Annotated in this window: 13 protein-coding genes; 10 read left to right on the forward strand and 3 right to left on the reverse strand. The window is 48.5% G+C overall.

From position 1 onward, the window contains the following. The first annotated feature begins 3 nt into the window (after window positions 1-3). From mscK to recR, 9 genes are all read left to right on the forward strand, one after another. Window positions 4-3,354 carry a mechanosensitive channel MscK gene (gene mscK, locus ACWA5Z_RS07590; protein WP_431051122.1) on the forward strand — a complete coding sequence of 1,117 codons (3,351 nt, stop codon included), beginning with the start codon at window positions 4-6 and terminating at the stop codon, window positions 3,352-3,354. 9 nt (window positions 3,355-3,363) lie between these two features. Continuing rightward, a complete protein-coding gene (gene aroC, locus ACWA5Z_RS07595; protein WP_431051124.1) occupies window positions 3,364-4,455 on the forward strand; it encodes a chorismate synthase in 1,092 nt (363 codons plus the stop codon). Then, window positions 4,442-5,266: a penicillin-insensitive murein endopeptidase gene (gene mepA / locus ACWA5Z_RS07600; protein WP_431051126.1), complete on the forward strand. Its 825-nt coding sequence runs from the start codon at window positions 4,442-4,444 to the stop codon at window positions 5,264-5,266. The genes aroC and mepA overlap by 14 nt, the downstream gene beginning before the upstream one ends. Window positions 5,267-5,281: 15 nt before the next feature. Next, window positions 5,282-6,046 carry a TSUP family transporter gene (locus ACWA5Z_RS07605; RefSeq protein WP_431051128.1) on the forward strand — a complete coding sequence of 255 codons (765 nt, stop codon included), beginning with the start codon at window positions 5,282-5,284 and terminating at the stop codon, window positions 6,044-6,046. Window positions 6,047-6,078: 32 nt separating this feature from the next. After that, on the forward strand, window positions 6,079-7,032 hold the full coding sequence (gene lpxM, locus ACWA5Z_RS07610) for a lauroyl-Kdo(2)-lipid IV(A) myristoyltransferase (protein ID WP_431051129.1): 954 nt from the start codon (window positions 6,079-6,081) through the stop codon (window positions 7,030-7,032). 129 nt (window positions 7,033-7,161) lie between these two features. Next, window positions 7,162-7,704, forward strand: coding sequence for an adenine phosphoribosyltransferase (gene apt, locus ACWA5Z_RS07615; protein ID WP_431051131.1), 543 nt, complete (start codon window positions 7,162-7,164; stop codon window positions 7,702-7,704). A gap of 21 nt (window positions 7,705-7,725) precedes the next feature. After that, on the forward strand, window positions 7,726-9,843 hold the full coding sequence (gene dnaX / locus ACWA5Z_RS07620) for a DNA polymerase III subunit gamma/tau (RefSeq protein WP_431051133.1): 2,118 nt from the start codon (window positions 7,726-7,728) through the stop codon (window positions 9,841-9,843). A 92-nt stretch (window positions 9,844-9,935) separates the two neighbouring features. Beyond that, a complete protein-coding gene (locus ACWA5Z_RS07625; protein WP_431051134.1) occupies window positions 9,936-10,265 on the forward strand; it encodes a YbaB/EbfC family nucleoid-associated protein in 330 nt (109 codons plus the stop codon). A gap of 274 nt (window positions 10,266-10,539) precedes the next feature. Beyond that, window positions 10,540-11,142 carry a recombination mediator RecR gene (gene recR / locus ACWA5Z_RS07630; RefSeq protein WP_431051136.1) on the forward strand — a complete coding sequence of 201 codons (603 nt, stop codon included), beginning with the start codon at window positions 10,540-10,542 and terminating at the stop codon, window positions 11,140-11,142. 28 nt (window positions 11,143-11,170) lie between these two features. On the opposite strand, the gene ACWA5Z_RS07635 is transcribed toward recR, so the two are convergent. The 3 genes from ACWA5Z_RS07635 to ACWA5Z_RS07645 form a co-directional block, all read right to left on the reverse strand. Further along, a complete protein-coding gene (locus ACWA5Z_RS07635) occupies window positions 11,171-12,049 on the reverse strand; it encodes a VirK/YbjX family protein (protein ID WP_431051138.1) in 879 nt (292 codons plus the stop codon). Between the two features lie 89 nt (window positions 12,050-12,138). Then, complete coding sequence (yjgA, locus tag ACWA5Z_RS07640; RefSeq protein WP_431051140.1) at window positions 12,139-12,678, reverse strand: ribosome biogenesis factor YjgA; 540 nt, start codon at window positions 12,676-12,678, stop codon at window positions 12,139-12,141. 131 nt (window positions 12,679-12,809) lie between these two features. Next, entirely contained in the window at window positions 12,810-12,998 is a 189-nt protein-coding gene (locus ACWA5Z_RS07645; protein ID WP_449343181.1) for a hypothetical protein, read from the reverse strand. 179 nt (window positions 12,999-13,177) lie between these two features. On the opposite strand from ACWA5Z_RS07645, the gene pmbA reads away from it, so the two are divergent. Beyond that, window positions 13,178-14,527: a metalloprotease PmbA gene (gene pmbA / locus ACWA5Z_RS07650; protein ID WP_431051144.1), complete on the forward strand. Its 1,350-nt coding sequence runs from the start codon at window positions 13,178-13,180 to the stop codon at window positions 14,525-14,527. Window positions 14,528-14,617: the final 90 nt, after the last annotated feature.

A 14,617-nucleotide genomic window follows, 5' to 3' on the forward strand; every position in this document is an offset into this window, starting at 1 on the left:
ATAATGAAAAAACGTTTTTGGATTTTATTTTCGATTTTTAGTCTACTGTTTGCCGGTCAGATAGCGGCTGCCGCCACAGAATCACCGCTACCGACCAAGCCTGAGCTTGAAGCGGCAATCAGTGCGGCGGAAAGTAATGAGAACAAAACCCCGGACAATGCGTTATTGCTGAATAATCTGCGCGATACCGTCAGCTTGTTGGAACAAATTGAACAGCAAAAAAGCCTGATTGGTACGCTGCAAAAAACCATCGACGGGGCGGATCAGGCTATTGCCGCCAGTCAGGATAATCTGAATCGATTGAATCAGAGTGACGGCATTGAAGTGAGTTCAAAAAAATGGAACGAGATGTCTCTGGCCGAGTTGAATCAAATACAGAGTGAAAACGAGCAGCAATTACAACAAATCCAAAGCGATTTAAGCAATTTAAACGGCTTGTTGGTGGCGCAGCGTTCGGTGCCGGAGCGGGTGCAAACCGCACTTGCCGATAATTTGGCACGCAGTCAACAGCTGAATAAATTGCTGTTCAGCGCCCAAGTCAGCCCCTCTTTGGCGAATAAATATCACGCCGAGTTACGTTTGATTGAATTGAAAAATCAATATAATCAATTGAGTTTAAATGGTAATTCTAAACTGACTTCGCTCTATGAATCGGAAGTGGCGGAAAAAACGCTGGAGCAAAAACAGCAACAAGAGCTCCAAGCGGCGCTGGCGGAAAAAATCAGTGCATTGCGGCTACAACAATCACAGCGGCAAGTAGCCGAATTGGAACAAAGCAGCAGTGGCGGTAATGACGATGGTAATCAATGGTTGCGCCAAGAAGCGGCGATCAATACGCAAGTCAGCCAATTTTTATTAACGCAGACTAATAATCATAACCAGTTGGTACAAGACGGGCTGCGTATTCGCAATACCTTGGATAATTTGCTGCAAACTCAGCGCAATATTGATGAACAAATCAGCGCGTTGCAAGGTACGTTGGTGCTGTCACGCATTATTAACAAGCAGCGGCAGGCACTGCCGAAAGATAGTCTGATCAGCGGCTTGGCAAAGCGGATCACCGATTTGCGGGTGCAGATTTTTGATATGAACGAACGGCGTGATGCACTATACAATACTGCCGATTATATCGCCAATTTGGAATGGGATCATAAGACCCGCTTCACCGACGCAGAAAAAGCGCAACTGACCACGATTTTGCAAGATCGACGTAAATTGCTGACCGATGTGATTACCGAGCTGAATGCGCAACTCAACCAATCGATCAATATTGATTTGAATCAACAGCAGGTGATTAGTATCAGTAACGAGCTGCAAAATAAATTGGAACAGCAGAGTTTTTGGGTGAAAAGTAATAATCCGATTGATTTTGATTGGTTTGCCCGTTTTTCAGGGGGAGTCAAAATGCAATTGGCGCAAATTGTCAAATTGCTGGATTTCAGCAATTGGCGCGATTACCTCTTGCCTATCGGTTCGTTGGTCGGTTTTTTATTGTTATTGGCGGCGGGGATTAACTGGCGCAAAACTTGGTTCAAACGTGAAATCAGCTGGCATAACAGTAAAGTCAACACCTTGAGCGGCGATAATCAATGGCGTACGTTGATTGTGTTGTTTTACACCTTGATCTTAGCGCTACCGAGCACCTTGTTATTTTTGTCAACGCTGATTTTAATCATCTATTTCTGTTTCCATCATCCACTGGGATTGTTACCGTGGGCGTTAAAAATGGCGGCGTTTTGGTTCTTTATTGCCTTTACCTTGTCGTTATTGCGTCCAAACGGAATTGCACACCGTCATTTTAATTTTTCCGCGACGACTAATGCGTTGTTCCGCAATACGCTGCGCCGTTCGATCCCGATTCTGGCGGTATTGTTGAACGCTTCGATTTTCACCTCTCTGGATACCGGCATTGCAAATGATATGCTAGGGGAAACATTGGTGATCACTGCGCTGTTACTGTTTTTATTCCAAATCAGACCCGGCTTCAGCAGTGCTATCGACAGTGTTAATCGTGAGGCGTCTGAGGATAACGGGCAAGAGCGGACGACATACCCGAAACTGTTTAAATTTCTGAGAATCTTGCTGGTGCTGCTGCCGATTATCTTGATTGTCTTAATCGGTTTGGGTTATTACTACACGGCATTGATCTTGATTCGGCATATCATTTCCACCTATGTAGTGCTGATTCTTTGGGTGAATTTGCGCGAAATGACGCACCGTGCGATTCGGGTTTCCGCCCGCCAACTTGCTTACCGCCGCCTGAAAGAAAAACGGCAACAGCAGCAAAACAAAGAAGAGAATGCGGAAAACACCGTGCATGGCGAAGATCTGGTGATTGATGCGCAAGATGAAAAAATTGCCTTGGCGACGGTCAACCAGCAAGTGACTAAAATTACGGATATTGCCCTGTGGTTGTTACTAATCGGATTGTTTTATTGGGTATGGGCGGATTTGCTCGGGGTGGCGGTTTATCTGGATAACATCAGTTTGTGGCAGCAGACTTCGACTGACGCCAATGGTACAACGGTGCTGGAGTCGGTTACTTTACTTAATTTCTTGACCTCGATAGTGATTTTATGGGGAACCTATTTGGTCGTCCGCAATTTGAACGGGGTGTTGGAGATCCTGATTTTTTCCCGGGTGCAATTGTCGCAAGGCTCGCCTTATGCGATTACCACCATTCTCAGTTATTTATTCGTCGCCCTCGGTGCCGGAACCGCATTTTCGACCTTAGGCATGTCGTGGAGTAAATTACAGTGGCTGTTTGCCGCCTTGTCGGTCGGTTTAGGCTTTGGTTTACAGGAGATTTTCGCCAACTTTGTTTCGGGGATTATCATTTTGTTCGAACGCCCGGTACGGATTGGGGATTTGGTGACGATTGGCGAATTCAGCGGTACGGTATCGAAAATCCGCATTCGCGCCACGACGATTGTGGATTTTGACGGTAAAGAAGTGATTGTGCCGAATAAAGCGTTTGTAACCGAGCGCTTGACCAACTGGTCATTGAGCAATACCACCACACGAATAGTATTGAAAATCGGCGTTGCCTACGGTTCCGATGTGGAATTAACCAAAACATTATTATTGCAAGCGGCGGACGAATCGCCTTATGCCTTGAAAGACCCGGCGCCGGTGGTGTACTTCCTGGCATTTGGCGCCAGCACCCTGGATCATGAATTGCGGGTTTATGTGAATAAAACCAACGAACGTAATCCGACCATCGATTTTCTGAATCGCAGGATTGATCAATTATTTACGGAAAACAAGATTGATATCGCCTTTAATCAGCTCGATGTGTATATTAAAAATTTGGATAACGGGCAACAGTTGCCAATTAAAACGGATAATCAATAAGGAAACAGTATGGCGGGAAACAGCATTGGACAACTGTTCAAAGTCACCACTTTCGGTGAATCCCACGGCATTGCGCTGGGGTGTATTATCGACGGCGTGCCGCCGGGCATGGATTTGACGGAAGCGGATATTCAGCCGGATTTGGATCGGCGCAAACCGGGAACTTCACGCTACACCACGCCACGGCGCGAAGATGACGAAGTGCAGATTTTGTCTGGCGTATTCGAGGGCAAAACCACCGGCACAAGCATTGGCATGATCATCAAAAACGGCGATCAGCGCTCTCAGGATTATGGTGAGATCAAAGATCGTTTCCGTCCGGGGCACGCCGATTATACTTACCAGCAGAAATATGGCGTGCGCGATTATCGCGGCGGCGGGCGTTCCTCTGCGCGTGAAACTGCCATGCGCGTGGCTGCCGGTGCGGTGGCAAAAAAATATTTGCGTGAACGGTTCGGCGTGGAAGTGCGCGGTTTTCTCAGCCAAATCGGCGCGGTCAAAATTGCCGAACAGCCGTTGGAGCAAATTGACTGGGCGCAGGTCAACAGCAATCCGTTTTTCTGCCCGGATCCAAGTGCGGTCGAGCGGTTTGACGAATTGATCCGCGAGCTGAAAAAAGAGGGGAACTCGATTGGGGCGAAATTGACGGTAGTTGCCGAAAACGTGCCGGTCGGTTTGGGCGAGCCGGTATTTGACCGTTTGGATGCGGATTTAGCCCATGCTTTAATGGGGATTAATGCGGTTAAAGGCGTGGAAATTGGCGACGGCTTTGCGGTGGTGGAACAGAAAGGCACCGATCACCGTGATGAAATGACCCCCGAGGGGTTTTGTTCCAACCATGCCGGCGGCATTCTCGGCGGGATCAGTAACGGGCAGCCGATAGTGGCGCAAATTGCGCTGAAACCGACTTCCAGTATCACCATTCCGGGCAGGAGCGTCAATTTGGATAACCAAGCAGTGGAAGTGGTGACGCGCGGACGGCACGATCCGTGCGTTGGTATTCGTGCGGTGCCGATTGCCGAAGCGATGGTGGCGATTGTGTTACTCGATCATTTATTGCGCCAACGTGCGCAAAACGGAGTCAAAGATGTGGTGTCATAAGATTATCAGCGGACTTTTATTGTCGTTCGTCAGCCTGACCGCACTTGCCTCGCCGTGGGAACAAATTAAAGCGCCGGTGCAGGGCGAAGCCAATCCGGTCGGCGGCTACAGCAACGGCTGTATTATCGGTGCGCAACCGCTGGCATTACGCGGTGAGGGTTACCAAGTGATTCGCGCCGGTAAAAACCGCTATTACGGTCATCCCGAATTAGTGGATTACTTGACCCGTTTAGGGAAAAAAGCCAAACAAGCCGGTTTGCAAAATGTATTGGTCGGCGATATGGGCATGCCGGCGGGCGGGCGTTTTGCCAGCGGACACGCCAGCCACCAAACCGGTTTGGACGCGGATATTTGGCTGCGTTTCGGGCCTCTCAGCGACAAACAGGCGTTGAATCCGACGGCAACCTTAATGGTGAATCGCAAAGCCCAGCGAGTCGATGAAAAAGTCTGGACCGCGGATCAAACCACGTTGATTCGCTTGGCGGCACAAGATCCGAAAGTCGATCGGATTTTCCTCAATCCGGCAATTAAGTTGAAATTATGCCAGACGGTGCAGGGGGACCGCACTTGGCTGCGCAAAATCCGTCCGTGGTTCGGACACGACGCCCATTTGCACGTACGCTTAACCTGTCCGCAAGGCGCGAGTTATTGCGAGGCACAAGCGCCGGTGCCGAGCGGCGAAGGCTGCGGCGCCGAATTGATGTCGTGGTTTGAGCCGCCGAAACCGGGTTCACAAGCCAACAAACCGAAAACGCCACCGCCAATGCCGCAGCTGTGCCAAATGGTGTTATCACAACACGGTCAAAGTTAATCGGCAGGATAAAAAATGGAATTAGGCTTGGAAATGTACGCTTTGCTGTTTGGCGTGGCGTTATTGGCGGGTTTTATTGATGCGATTGCCGGTGGCGGAGGGCTGATTACCATTCCGGCACTGTTGGCAACCGGCATGCCGCCGGCGTTGGCATTGGGCACCAATAAACTGCAAGCTTGCGGCGGTTCCTTTTCCGCCAGTTGGTATTTTATCCGACGTAAGGCGGTCAATCTGCGTGAAATCGCAGTATTGATTGGCATGACCTTTCTCGGCGCGGTGTTAGGCACGGTTTTAGTCCAGCAGATGAATGCGGATTTTTTGAAAAAAATTCTGCCGTTTCTGATTTTTGCAATTGGAATCTATTTCTTGTTAACGCCGAAATTGGGCGAAAGCGATAAACAAAAACGGGTGTCTTATCTGGTTTTTGCCGTAACTGCCGGTTTCGCTATCGGCTTTTATGACGGCTTTTTCGGACCGGGCACGGGCTCGTTTCTCAGCTTGGCGTTTGTGATGTTGCTCGGTTTTAATTTGGCAAAAGCCACTGCCCACGCGAAAGTGCTGAATTTCACCTCGAATATCGCCTCGCTGCTGTTCTTTTTAATCGGCGGACAAGTGGCCTGGACGTTGGGCTTGGTGATGTTGGCAGGGCAATTTATCGGTGCCAGAATGGGCGCGCGAATGGTGTTAACCAAGGGGCAGAAATTGATTCGCCCGATGGTCGTGGTGGTGGCATTTGTAATGGCGAGCAAATTGGCATTTGATTATGGTTGGTTCGGCTGAACCAACGATTTGTTTTAATTAAGGTTTGATTGATGACAGAACAGAACAGACGCATAACCGCGCGCGTCGGTTATGAACCGCACTTTTCATGGCGTTACCTGTTGCCGCAATATTGGGGTGTTTGGTTAGGCATTTTCGGCTTGTTGTTGCTTGCCTATCTGCCGTACCGCTGGCGTGATCGTTTGGCGGCGAAACTGGGCGTGATTATTGCACGCAAGGCAAAAAAGCAGCGCCATCGCGCACGGGTGAATCTGTCCTATTGTTTTCCGGACTGGAGCAATGACAAAAAAGAGCAGGTGATTGATCAAATGTTTATCACCGTCACCCAAGTGATGTTGGCGATTGGCGAAGTGGCAATCCGTTCGAAAGCGCATTTACAGCAACGTACCGAATTTTTGGGGCTTGAACATATCCGTCGAGCGCGCGCCGACGGTAAGAATGTGATTTTGCTGGTGCCGCACACTTGGGCGATTGACGCTTCGGGCATTATTCTGCATACGCAGGGCATGCCGATGACGGCAATGTATAATCCGCACCGTAATCCGCTGGTGGATTGGCTGTGGAACCGCACGCGCGAACGTTTCGGCGGCAAAATGCACGCCCGTCAGAACGGGATTAAACCGTTTTTAAATACGGTGCGACGCGGCGAATTGGGTTATTATTTACCCGATGAAGATTATGGCGCAGAGCTGAGTGTATATGCCGATTTTTTTGCTACCTATAAAGCAACGCTGCCGGGCTTAAACAAAATGGCGAAAGTGGCGAAAGCGGTGGTGATTCCGATGTTCCCGCGTTATAACGCCGGGCTGGGCAAATATCAGTTGGACATTCATCCGCCCATGGCGCTGAGTGATAACGATGAAGAAATGGCACGGTTGATGAATCGGGAAATCGAATCTTATGTGACCGAGACGCCTGAGCAGTATGTCTGGATTTTGCGGTTGTTAAAAACCCGCAAAGACGGGCAGGATATTTATCGGCTTTAACAACAACCGTCACAAAAAAGCGAAGAAAGGATTTGCAGCCGACTTGAGTTTTGTTATTCTTATCTGCTTGCCGTGTTGCGAAAGATTGCGCAACACATCTCCTGAAAAGTTTATTTAGGTTTTTTAGCTATGAACCAGACATTAGAATTAGTGAAAGCGTCGATTAAATCTATTCCGGATTACCCGAAACAAGGGATTATTTTCCGTGATATCACCAGCTTGTTGGAAGTGCCGGCGGCATTCCAAGCAACGGTGGATTTGATCGTTGCGCAATATAAAGAAAAAGGCATTACCAAAGTGGTCGGCACCGAGTCCCGCGGTTTTATTTTCGGTGCGCCGGTGGCATTGGCGCTGGGTTTGCCGTTTGTCTTGGTGCGCAAACCGCGTAAATTGCCGCGCGAAACCATTGCGCAAAACTACCAATTGGAATATGGCGAAGATACGTTGGAAATTCATATTGACGCGATAAATGCCGATGATAACGTATTGATTATCGACGATTTATTAGCAACCGGCGGTACAGTGGAAGCAACGGTTAAACTGATTCGTCGTTTGGGCGGTAAAGTGGAGAATGCCGCGTTTATCATCAGCTTGCCGGAACTGGGCGGCGCAGAGCGTCTGAAAAAATCCGGTATCACTAGCTTCCATTTGGTTAGTTTCGACGAACATTAATTTTTCAACAACGGGTTGCGCATGAGCTATCAGGTACTTGCCAGAAAATGGCGGCCACAACGGTTTTCGCAGGTTGTCGGACAAGAACACGTTCTGACCGCACTTGCTAACGGTTTAGAGAATAATCGGCTGCACCATGCCTATCTCTTTTCCGGAACGCGCGGAGTAGGAAAAACCTCGATAGCCCGTTTGTTCGCCAAAGGCTTGAATTGTGAGCGGGGCGTCACCGCCGAACCGTGCGGCAAGTGTGAAAACTGCCGTGCGATTGAAGACGGGCGTTTTATTGATTTATTGGAAATCGACGCCGCCTCTCGCACCAAAGTGGAAGATACCCGAGAGTTACTCGACAACGTTCAGTATAAACCGGTGCAAGGGCGCTATAAAATCTACCTGATCGACGAAGTGCATATGTTGTCGCGCCACAGTTTCAATGCGTTGTTGAAAACGTTGGAAGAACCGCCGGAATATGTCAAATTCCTATTGGCAACCACCGATCCGCACAAACTGCCGATTACCATTTTATCCCGCTGTATTCAATTTCATCTGAAAGCGTTAGAGCCGAAACAGATTGCCAACCATCTGGAATATCTTCTGCAACAGGAAAAAATTCCCTATGAATTTTCCGCCTTGGAGCAGCTGGCAAAAGCGGCACGCGGCAGTATCCGTGACTCGCTCAGTCTGACCGATCAGGCGATTGCGATGAGCAACGGCAATATCAGCACGCAAATCGTACATCAAATGCTGGGCACACTCGACAGCGAACAATCGTTGGATATTATTCAGGCGTTACAGCTGGCGGACGGCGAAGCGTTAATGCGTAGCGTGCAGCAGGTGGCGGAGAAAGGCGTGGAGTGGGATCAACTGCTGCAAGAAGTGGCAAGCAACCTACACCAGATTGCGATGCGGCAACTGTTAAAAGCAAGCGAAAAAAGCAGTGATCGACTGGATTTCCTGGCGCGTAATTTACCGCCGGAAGATGTGCAATTTTATTATCAATTAATCCTGAACGGGCGCAAAGAGTTGCCGTTTGCGCCGGATCAACGCAGCGGGGTGGAAATGACCCTGTTGCGCGCCTTGGCATTTCATCCTAAGTTATTGCAACGGGATACATCGCTGTCAGCCCCGCAAACCACGACGGAAAAACAACTGGAGCAGGCGGAAAATACCGAACATCAGTTGCAGCGCATTCGCCAACGGTTGCCGAAGCACGAAGCTGAACCGCACTTTACACCCGAAAGCATAACTGCGCCAACGCCAAGTGCGGTGCAGCGTAAACGTATTGCGGCGCAAACAAACGAATCCGCCGCACAGTCCGATGACGCTCAGGCGCTTTCTCCGGCGTTGAAAGCGCTGCAAGCACGACAGCAGCTGCAAAATTCGCAAAAAAAAAACAGTAAACCCATCGTAACTGCCACGGATAATCGGTTGGAAACAGTGCCGACGGCAACACAAAACCATGACACCGGGGTGGAAAAATCGCTGGGCTTAATGGAACGCCTCAACCGTATCAGTGCCGCCAAAACCCCGCCGGCAAACCCGCCGCTGCCGGCTGCCGCAGCCGAACCGCCTCCGCTATCAGACGACGAAAGCGAAAATGAACAGAGTGATACGATTGGCGAAGATTACCATTGGCAATGGCTAAATCCGGAATTGGAAAACGAAGAGAGCAACCGTTTGCGTCCGTCGGATATCAAACAGGCGATTTTACAGGAAAGGACGCCGGAGCTAGTGGCAAAAGTGCTGAAACTCAGTGCGGAACGCGATCGTTGGTCGGCAATGTTAGAACAGTTGGAATTGAGCGGGATGGTCAAGCAGTTAGGGCTTAATGCCTTGCTATTGGCGGAAAATGATGAGGCGGTGACATTGGGTTTGCGCCCGGATCAGTCCAATTTGAATAATGCCCGTTATATCGAGGCATTACAGCAGCAATTGAGCAAATTTTATCAACATGAAGTGCGGTTAAACGTGGTGTTGGAAAGCGATAAGACGCGTCTGACGCCGCTGGAACAACGGCGCCAAATCTATAGCGAACTGAGCGAACAAGCCAAACACGCGTTACGGCAAGATCCGCAAATCGCGTTATTACAACAAGCGTTTGACGCGACCTTGGATTTGGACAGTATCCGTGCGGTGGGCTAGCGGCAGATTGATTGCGGCTTTGCAGCTTGGCAAATTTAAGCTAGAATGAGCGCCTATTTTTTGAATTATTTTAAAGAAAAAGAGAGAAAACTATGTTTGGAAAAGGTGGATTGGGCAACTTAATGAAACAAGCCCAACAAATGCAAGAACGCATGCAAAAAATGCAGGAAGAAGTGGCGCAATTGGAAGTGACCGGCGAATCCGGGGCGGGGTTGGTGAAAATTACCGTCAATGGTGCACACAACTGCCGTCGTATCGAAATCGATCCATCGTTAATGGAAGACGATAAAGAGATGTTGGAAGATTTAATCGCCGCGGCGTTTAACGACGCGGTACGCCGTGCCGAAGAGTTGCAAAAAGAAAAAATGGCTTCCGTAACCTCCGGTATGCAGTTGCCACCGGGTTTTAAAATGCCGTTTTAATCGGGCTGTTAAATCTGTTCTAACCGCACTTTAAGTGCGGTTCAGACTGATGACAAAGTCTCTTTCTCGAATAATTTCCCTCCCGCCGTATACGGCGGGAGGTGTCCGAAGAACAGAAGGAGGCATAAATTATTTTAAAAATAAATATGTTGCATTTTCATATTTCCCCTCCCTCCCCATTTTTCTTGCGAAAAATGGTATTCCCTCCGCGCGCGGAGGGAGAGAAGTCAGTTTGTCAGCAATCTCGGTTTTGTTTATTAAAGAGAGAGAATTCATGCAAATCAGCCCATTACTGGAACACTTGATGGAAGCGTTGCGCTGCTTGCCCGGCGTCGGACCGAAATCGGCGCAGCGGATGGCATATCATTTGCTCCAGCGCAACCGTAGCGGCGGTGTCAATTTAGCCCAAGCCTTGCAGGAAGCAATGAGCAAAATCGGACATTGCAGCCAATGCCGAACCTTTACCGAAGAAGAAAGCTGTGCAATTTGCCGCAACCCGCGCCGCCAACAAAATAAACAACTGTGCGTGGTGGAAATGCCGTCGGATATCCAAGCCTTAGAGTTGACAGGGCAATATTCGGGGCGTTACTTTGTGTTGATGGGACATCTATCGCCGCTTGACGGGATCGGGCCGCGCGATATTGGGCTGGATTTGTTACAACAACGTTTGCAGCAGGAAACCTTCGAAGAAGTGATTCTCGCCACCAATCCGACGGTGGAAGGCGACGCCACTGCCAATTATATCGCGGAATTATGCCGACAATTCGCCATACCGGTGACACGTATCGCCCACGGTATTCCGGTTGGCGGCGAGCTGGAAAATGTGGACGGAACCACGTTATCCCACTCGTTTTTAGGGCGGCGGCAAATTCAATAACCTCACTTAGCCAGTGCGGCGTTTTCTTCTATCGATATAGTGTGTTTGCCGCAATTTGCAAGTGATCCAACATGTCATAACGTTTGCGGTACATGCTGCGTTTTTTACTTTGTACCTCTTCAAGGCTTTTGCGTTCAAGTGCGGTCGAAAGCTGCCAATATTGGCTTTTGACATCGAACTCGGCTCCGTTTTCAGCCCAAAACTGATCATAATTAAATAATAGGCGCGAATGATCGTTCCAACGGTATTTTGCTTGGTTTTTATGTTTAATACCGAGCAGTTTACAACCCCATGTCTCAGCCAACATTTTTATGATCGTTATCAGCATATGTGAAGGGCGCACGCCGTGTAGTTGTTTGGTCAATTTACGCACCAAATCCTGTGCCATTTCTCCGCTCGGGCCTTGCAACGAAGTGATCAGTAAACGGCTTTCCGGAATAAAGGCAAAAGAGAGATCATAAAGCCGCTGCTGATTTTCATCCTGTAAATTAATTGAGAAAAAGCCTTCAAGCGGATCGATTTTATTGATATTTAAATATGCCGAAATGCCGTTGGCTAAGGTCGTAATGAGTACGGAATCATGTTTAACCAGATCACGGCACAGGGTTTCGCCGAATACGGTTTCGGCGAAGGCAAAATTATATTGCAGTGCGGCTAAACGCTGTTTGGGGCCGAAACGCTTATCGCAAAAACGGTATAAAATGCTATTAAAGCGGTAAGGATTTTCACGGAAGAGTGTTTGCCACAGAGCGTGGTTATTCAGAAAACAGACGAATTTATTACAATATTTGGCACTGCGCGCATAGCGTAAGTAATAACGAGAACGTATCAGTGCCAATTTTGAGCGTTTTTTATTGGTCGCGGGAAACATTGTTTTCGCTGTCGGGAAGGTAATCGTATTCTTCATAGGCGCTCTTTTTCAAATAAAAATAAAGCTGTAAATTCTATTTGATCACCAGGCTTAAGTAAATATTCCGCTCGATAATTTATCGGATTTTACTCCGCCGTTTCCAATTCTTTCAAATATTGGAAAATTTCACGATAACACTTCGGTGGTTTTTGTGCGGCACGTTCTTTTTGTGCGGCACGGATCAGGTTGCGCAGGTGTTGAATATCCAGTTCCGGATATTGGGCAATCAGATTGGACAGCACCTGATTATTATCACTTGCTAATAATTGATCACGTAAGTGTTCCAAACGGTGGAAAGCCGCTTGTTGTTGGTTATGTTTGTTTTCCAGTTTGTCTAATGCTTCTTGCAGTGGCTCGACATCGGTGTTGCGTAATAGCTTGCCGATATATTGCAGTTGACGGCGCAGGGCACCGCGTTGTGAACGTTGCGCCAGTTCAATGGCATCAGCCAGTTTTTCATCAAGTGGAATTTTTTCCAGATTCGCCGGAGTCAGTGCGACTAATTTGGCGCCGAATTTTTTCAAGGCTTCGGCATCACGCTTAATTTCGCTTTTGCTGACCCAAATAATCTCGTCGTCTTGTGCTTCATCGTCGAGTAAAAAATCGACTTCTTGATCTTTCTTCATGCTGTTTTATCTTGTGGCTAGGGAATCAAGTGAATAATAATAGCATAAATTCGGAGGTGGTGCGGCAGGGAATTTGAGGAGGGCGGATAATCGGTTTTTGCTCCCTTCGCAGACGGAAGGGAACAAAAGGGTTAACAAACGCCGAAAGGTTCAGCCAATTTGTATAGGCTCAATTCCTCGGCTTGATAGGTTTTGGTATAGATTTTTTCATTTTCTTCCCATTGGCAGATAACGCCTTCGGCAGTTATCGCAGCGACTTGCATTTTGCGCCCGCCGATTTTCGGTTGTACTTCATCCCCTAAATTGAATTCCATCATCATCTCCTTTAACTGTGGTTTTAATCGTAATGATTATAGTGGACTAATCTCACCTAAACGTGTGGTTTTATCCTAAAATATTGCCGTCACGTCTTAGGCTGTCTTTGCTAATTAGCGTTGGCAAAAAAGCGGCAAAATAGGCTAGAATGTGGCTTAACTAAAATGCATGAGATAACAACAAGATGACAAGGCAAACTCAGGATTTATTAAAATTACAGCAGCAGGATTTATTGGCGGCGGCGGAATTGGCATTAAAGTTGGCGGCGCAAGCAGGTGCTGCGGCGCAAGTTGGGGCAACCAAAAGTACCGGGCTGTCGGTTTCGACCCGTTTAGAGCAAGTGGAAAATATTGAATTTAATAATGACGGCGCATTAGGCATTTCCGTTTATTTGGGGGAGCGCAAGGGCAATGCGTCAACCTCGGATCTTTCGCCGCAAGCGGTGCAAAGTGCGGTCGAAGCGGCGTTGAGTATTGCCAAATACACCTCGGAAGATCCCTATAACGGTTTGCCTGAAAAGGAATTACTGGCATTCAATCCGCCGGATCTGGATCTGTATCATCCGGCAGAGATCAGCGTCGATCAGGCGGTGGAATTGGCATTGGCAGCCGAGCAAACCGCACTGGCAGCCGACGCGCGCATTGTAAACAGTGAGGGCGCGAGTTTTAATGCCCACAGCGGCATTCGGGTGTATGGTAACAGCTACGGCGTGCTGAACAGCTATCTTTCCAGCCGTTATTCTTTGTCTTGTAGCGTGATTGGCGCAGCGGAGCAACAGATGGAACGGGAATACGAATACACCGTTTCGCGCCGTTTTCAAGGGTTGGAGTCGCCGGAGTGGGTGGGGGAACAGTGTGCACAAAAAACCGTGGCGCGTTTATCGGCACAAAAATTAGCCACCCAAACCGCACCGGTGATTTTTCTGAATGATGTGGCGACCGGTTTGGTCGGCAGCTTGGTCGGGGCGGCGAGCGGCAGTAGCATTTATCGTAAATCCAGTTTTTTGCTGGATAAACTCGGTTGCCAAATTTTGCCGACTTGGTTTGAGATCAGCGAACAACCGCACTTACGCGGGCGTTTGGCGTCGTCGCCGTTTGACAGCGAAGGGGTGAAAACCGAAAATCGGCAAATTGTCGAACAGGGCATTTTGCAGACCTATTTATTAACCACTTACAGCGCAAAAAAATTAGGCTTGCAAAGCACCGGACACGCTGGCGGTATTCACAATTGGTTGGTGAAAGCCAACGTGAACGGTGGCTTGACCGCACTTTTAAAGCAAATGGGAACCGGCTTGTTGGTCACCGATTTAATGGGGCAAGGGGTGAATTTAGTCACCGGCGACTATTCGCGCGGCGCAGCCGGTTTCTGGGTGGAAAACGGTGAAATCCAATATCCGGTGCATGAAATCACCATTGCCGGACAGTTGCAAACGATGTTGGCGAATATCGTGGCGGTGGCGGACGATGTCGAGCACCGCTCGAATATTCAAACCGGTTCGATTTTATTGGACGAGATGAAAATCTCGGGGAACTGAATTATTTTATCATAAATAAGAATAATTATCATTGACAAGATTATCGAGTCTGTTATGATGATTGCCAGTTGCAGGAGTGCAACCAAGTCC

This window comes from Testudinibacter sp. P80/BLE/0925, from assembly GCF_053570785.1.

What these genes read in the sequence shown, in the direction of transcription:
- ACWA5Z_RS07605 (WP_431051128.1), top strand. Translation starts at nt 5,282, where the DNA reads ATGGAATTAGGCTTGGAAATGTACGCTTTGCTGTTTGGCGTGGCGTTA.
- ACWA5Z_RS07645 (WP_449343181.1), bottom strand. Translation starts at nt 12,998, where the DNA reads ATGATGATGGAATTCAATTTAGGGGATGAAGTACAACCGAAAATCGGC.
- yjgA (WP_431051140.1), bottom strand. Translation starts at nt 12,678, where the DNA reads ATGAAGAAAGATCAAGAAGTCGATTTTTTACTCGACGATGAAGCACAA.
- mepA (WP_431051126.1), top strand. Translation starts at nt 4,442, where the DNA reads ATGTGGTGTCATAAGATTATCAGCGGACTTTTATTGTCGTTCGTCAGC.
- dnaX (WP_431051133.1), top strand. Translation starts at nt 7,726, where the DNA reads ATGAGCTATCAGGTACTTGCCAGAAAATGGCGGCCACAACGGTTTTCG.
- mscK (WP_431051122.1), top strand. Translation starts at nt 4, where the DNA reads ATGAAAAAACGTTTTTGGATTTTATTTTCGATTTTTAGTCTACTGTTT.
- ACWA5Z_RS07625 (WP_431051134.1), top strand. Translation starts at nt 9,936, where the DNA reads ATGTTTGGAAAAGGTGGATTGGGCAACTTAATGAAACAAGCCCAACAA.
- ACWA5Z_RS07635 (WP_431051138.1), bottom strand. Translation starts at nt 12,049, where the DNA reads ATGAAGAATACGATTACCTTCCCGACAGCGAAAACAATGTTTCCCGCG.
- lpxM (WP_431051129.1), top strand. Translation starts at nt 6,079, where the DNA reads ATGACAGAACAGAACAGACGCATAACCGCGCGCGTCGGTTATGAACCG.
- aroC (WP_431051124.1), top strand. Translation starts at nt 3,364, where the DNA reads ATGGCGGGAAACAGCATTGGACAACTGTTCAAAGTCACCACTTTCGGT.
- apt (WP_431051131.1), top strand. Translation starts at nt 7,162, where the DNA reads ATGAACCAGACATTAGAATTAGTGAAAGCGTCGATTAAATCTATTCCG.
- pmbA (WP_431051144.1), top strand. Translation starts at nt 13,178, where the DNA reads ATGACAAGGCAAACTCAGGATTTATTAAAATTACAGCAGCAGGATTTA.
- recR (WP_431051136.1), top strand. Translation starts at nt 10,540, where the DNA reads ATGCAAATCAGCCCATTACTGGAACACTTGATGGAAGCGTTGCGCTGC.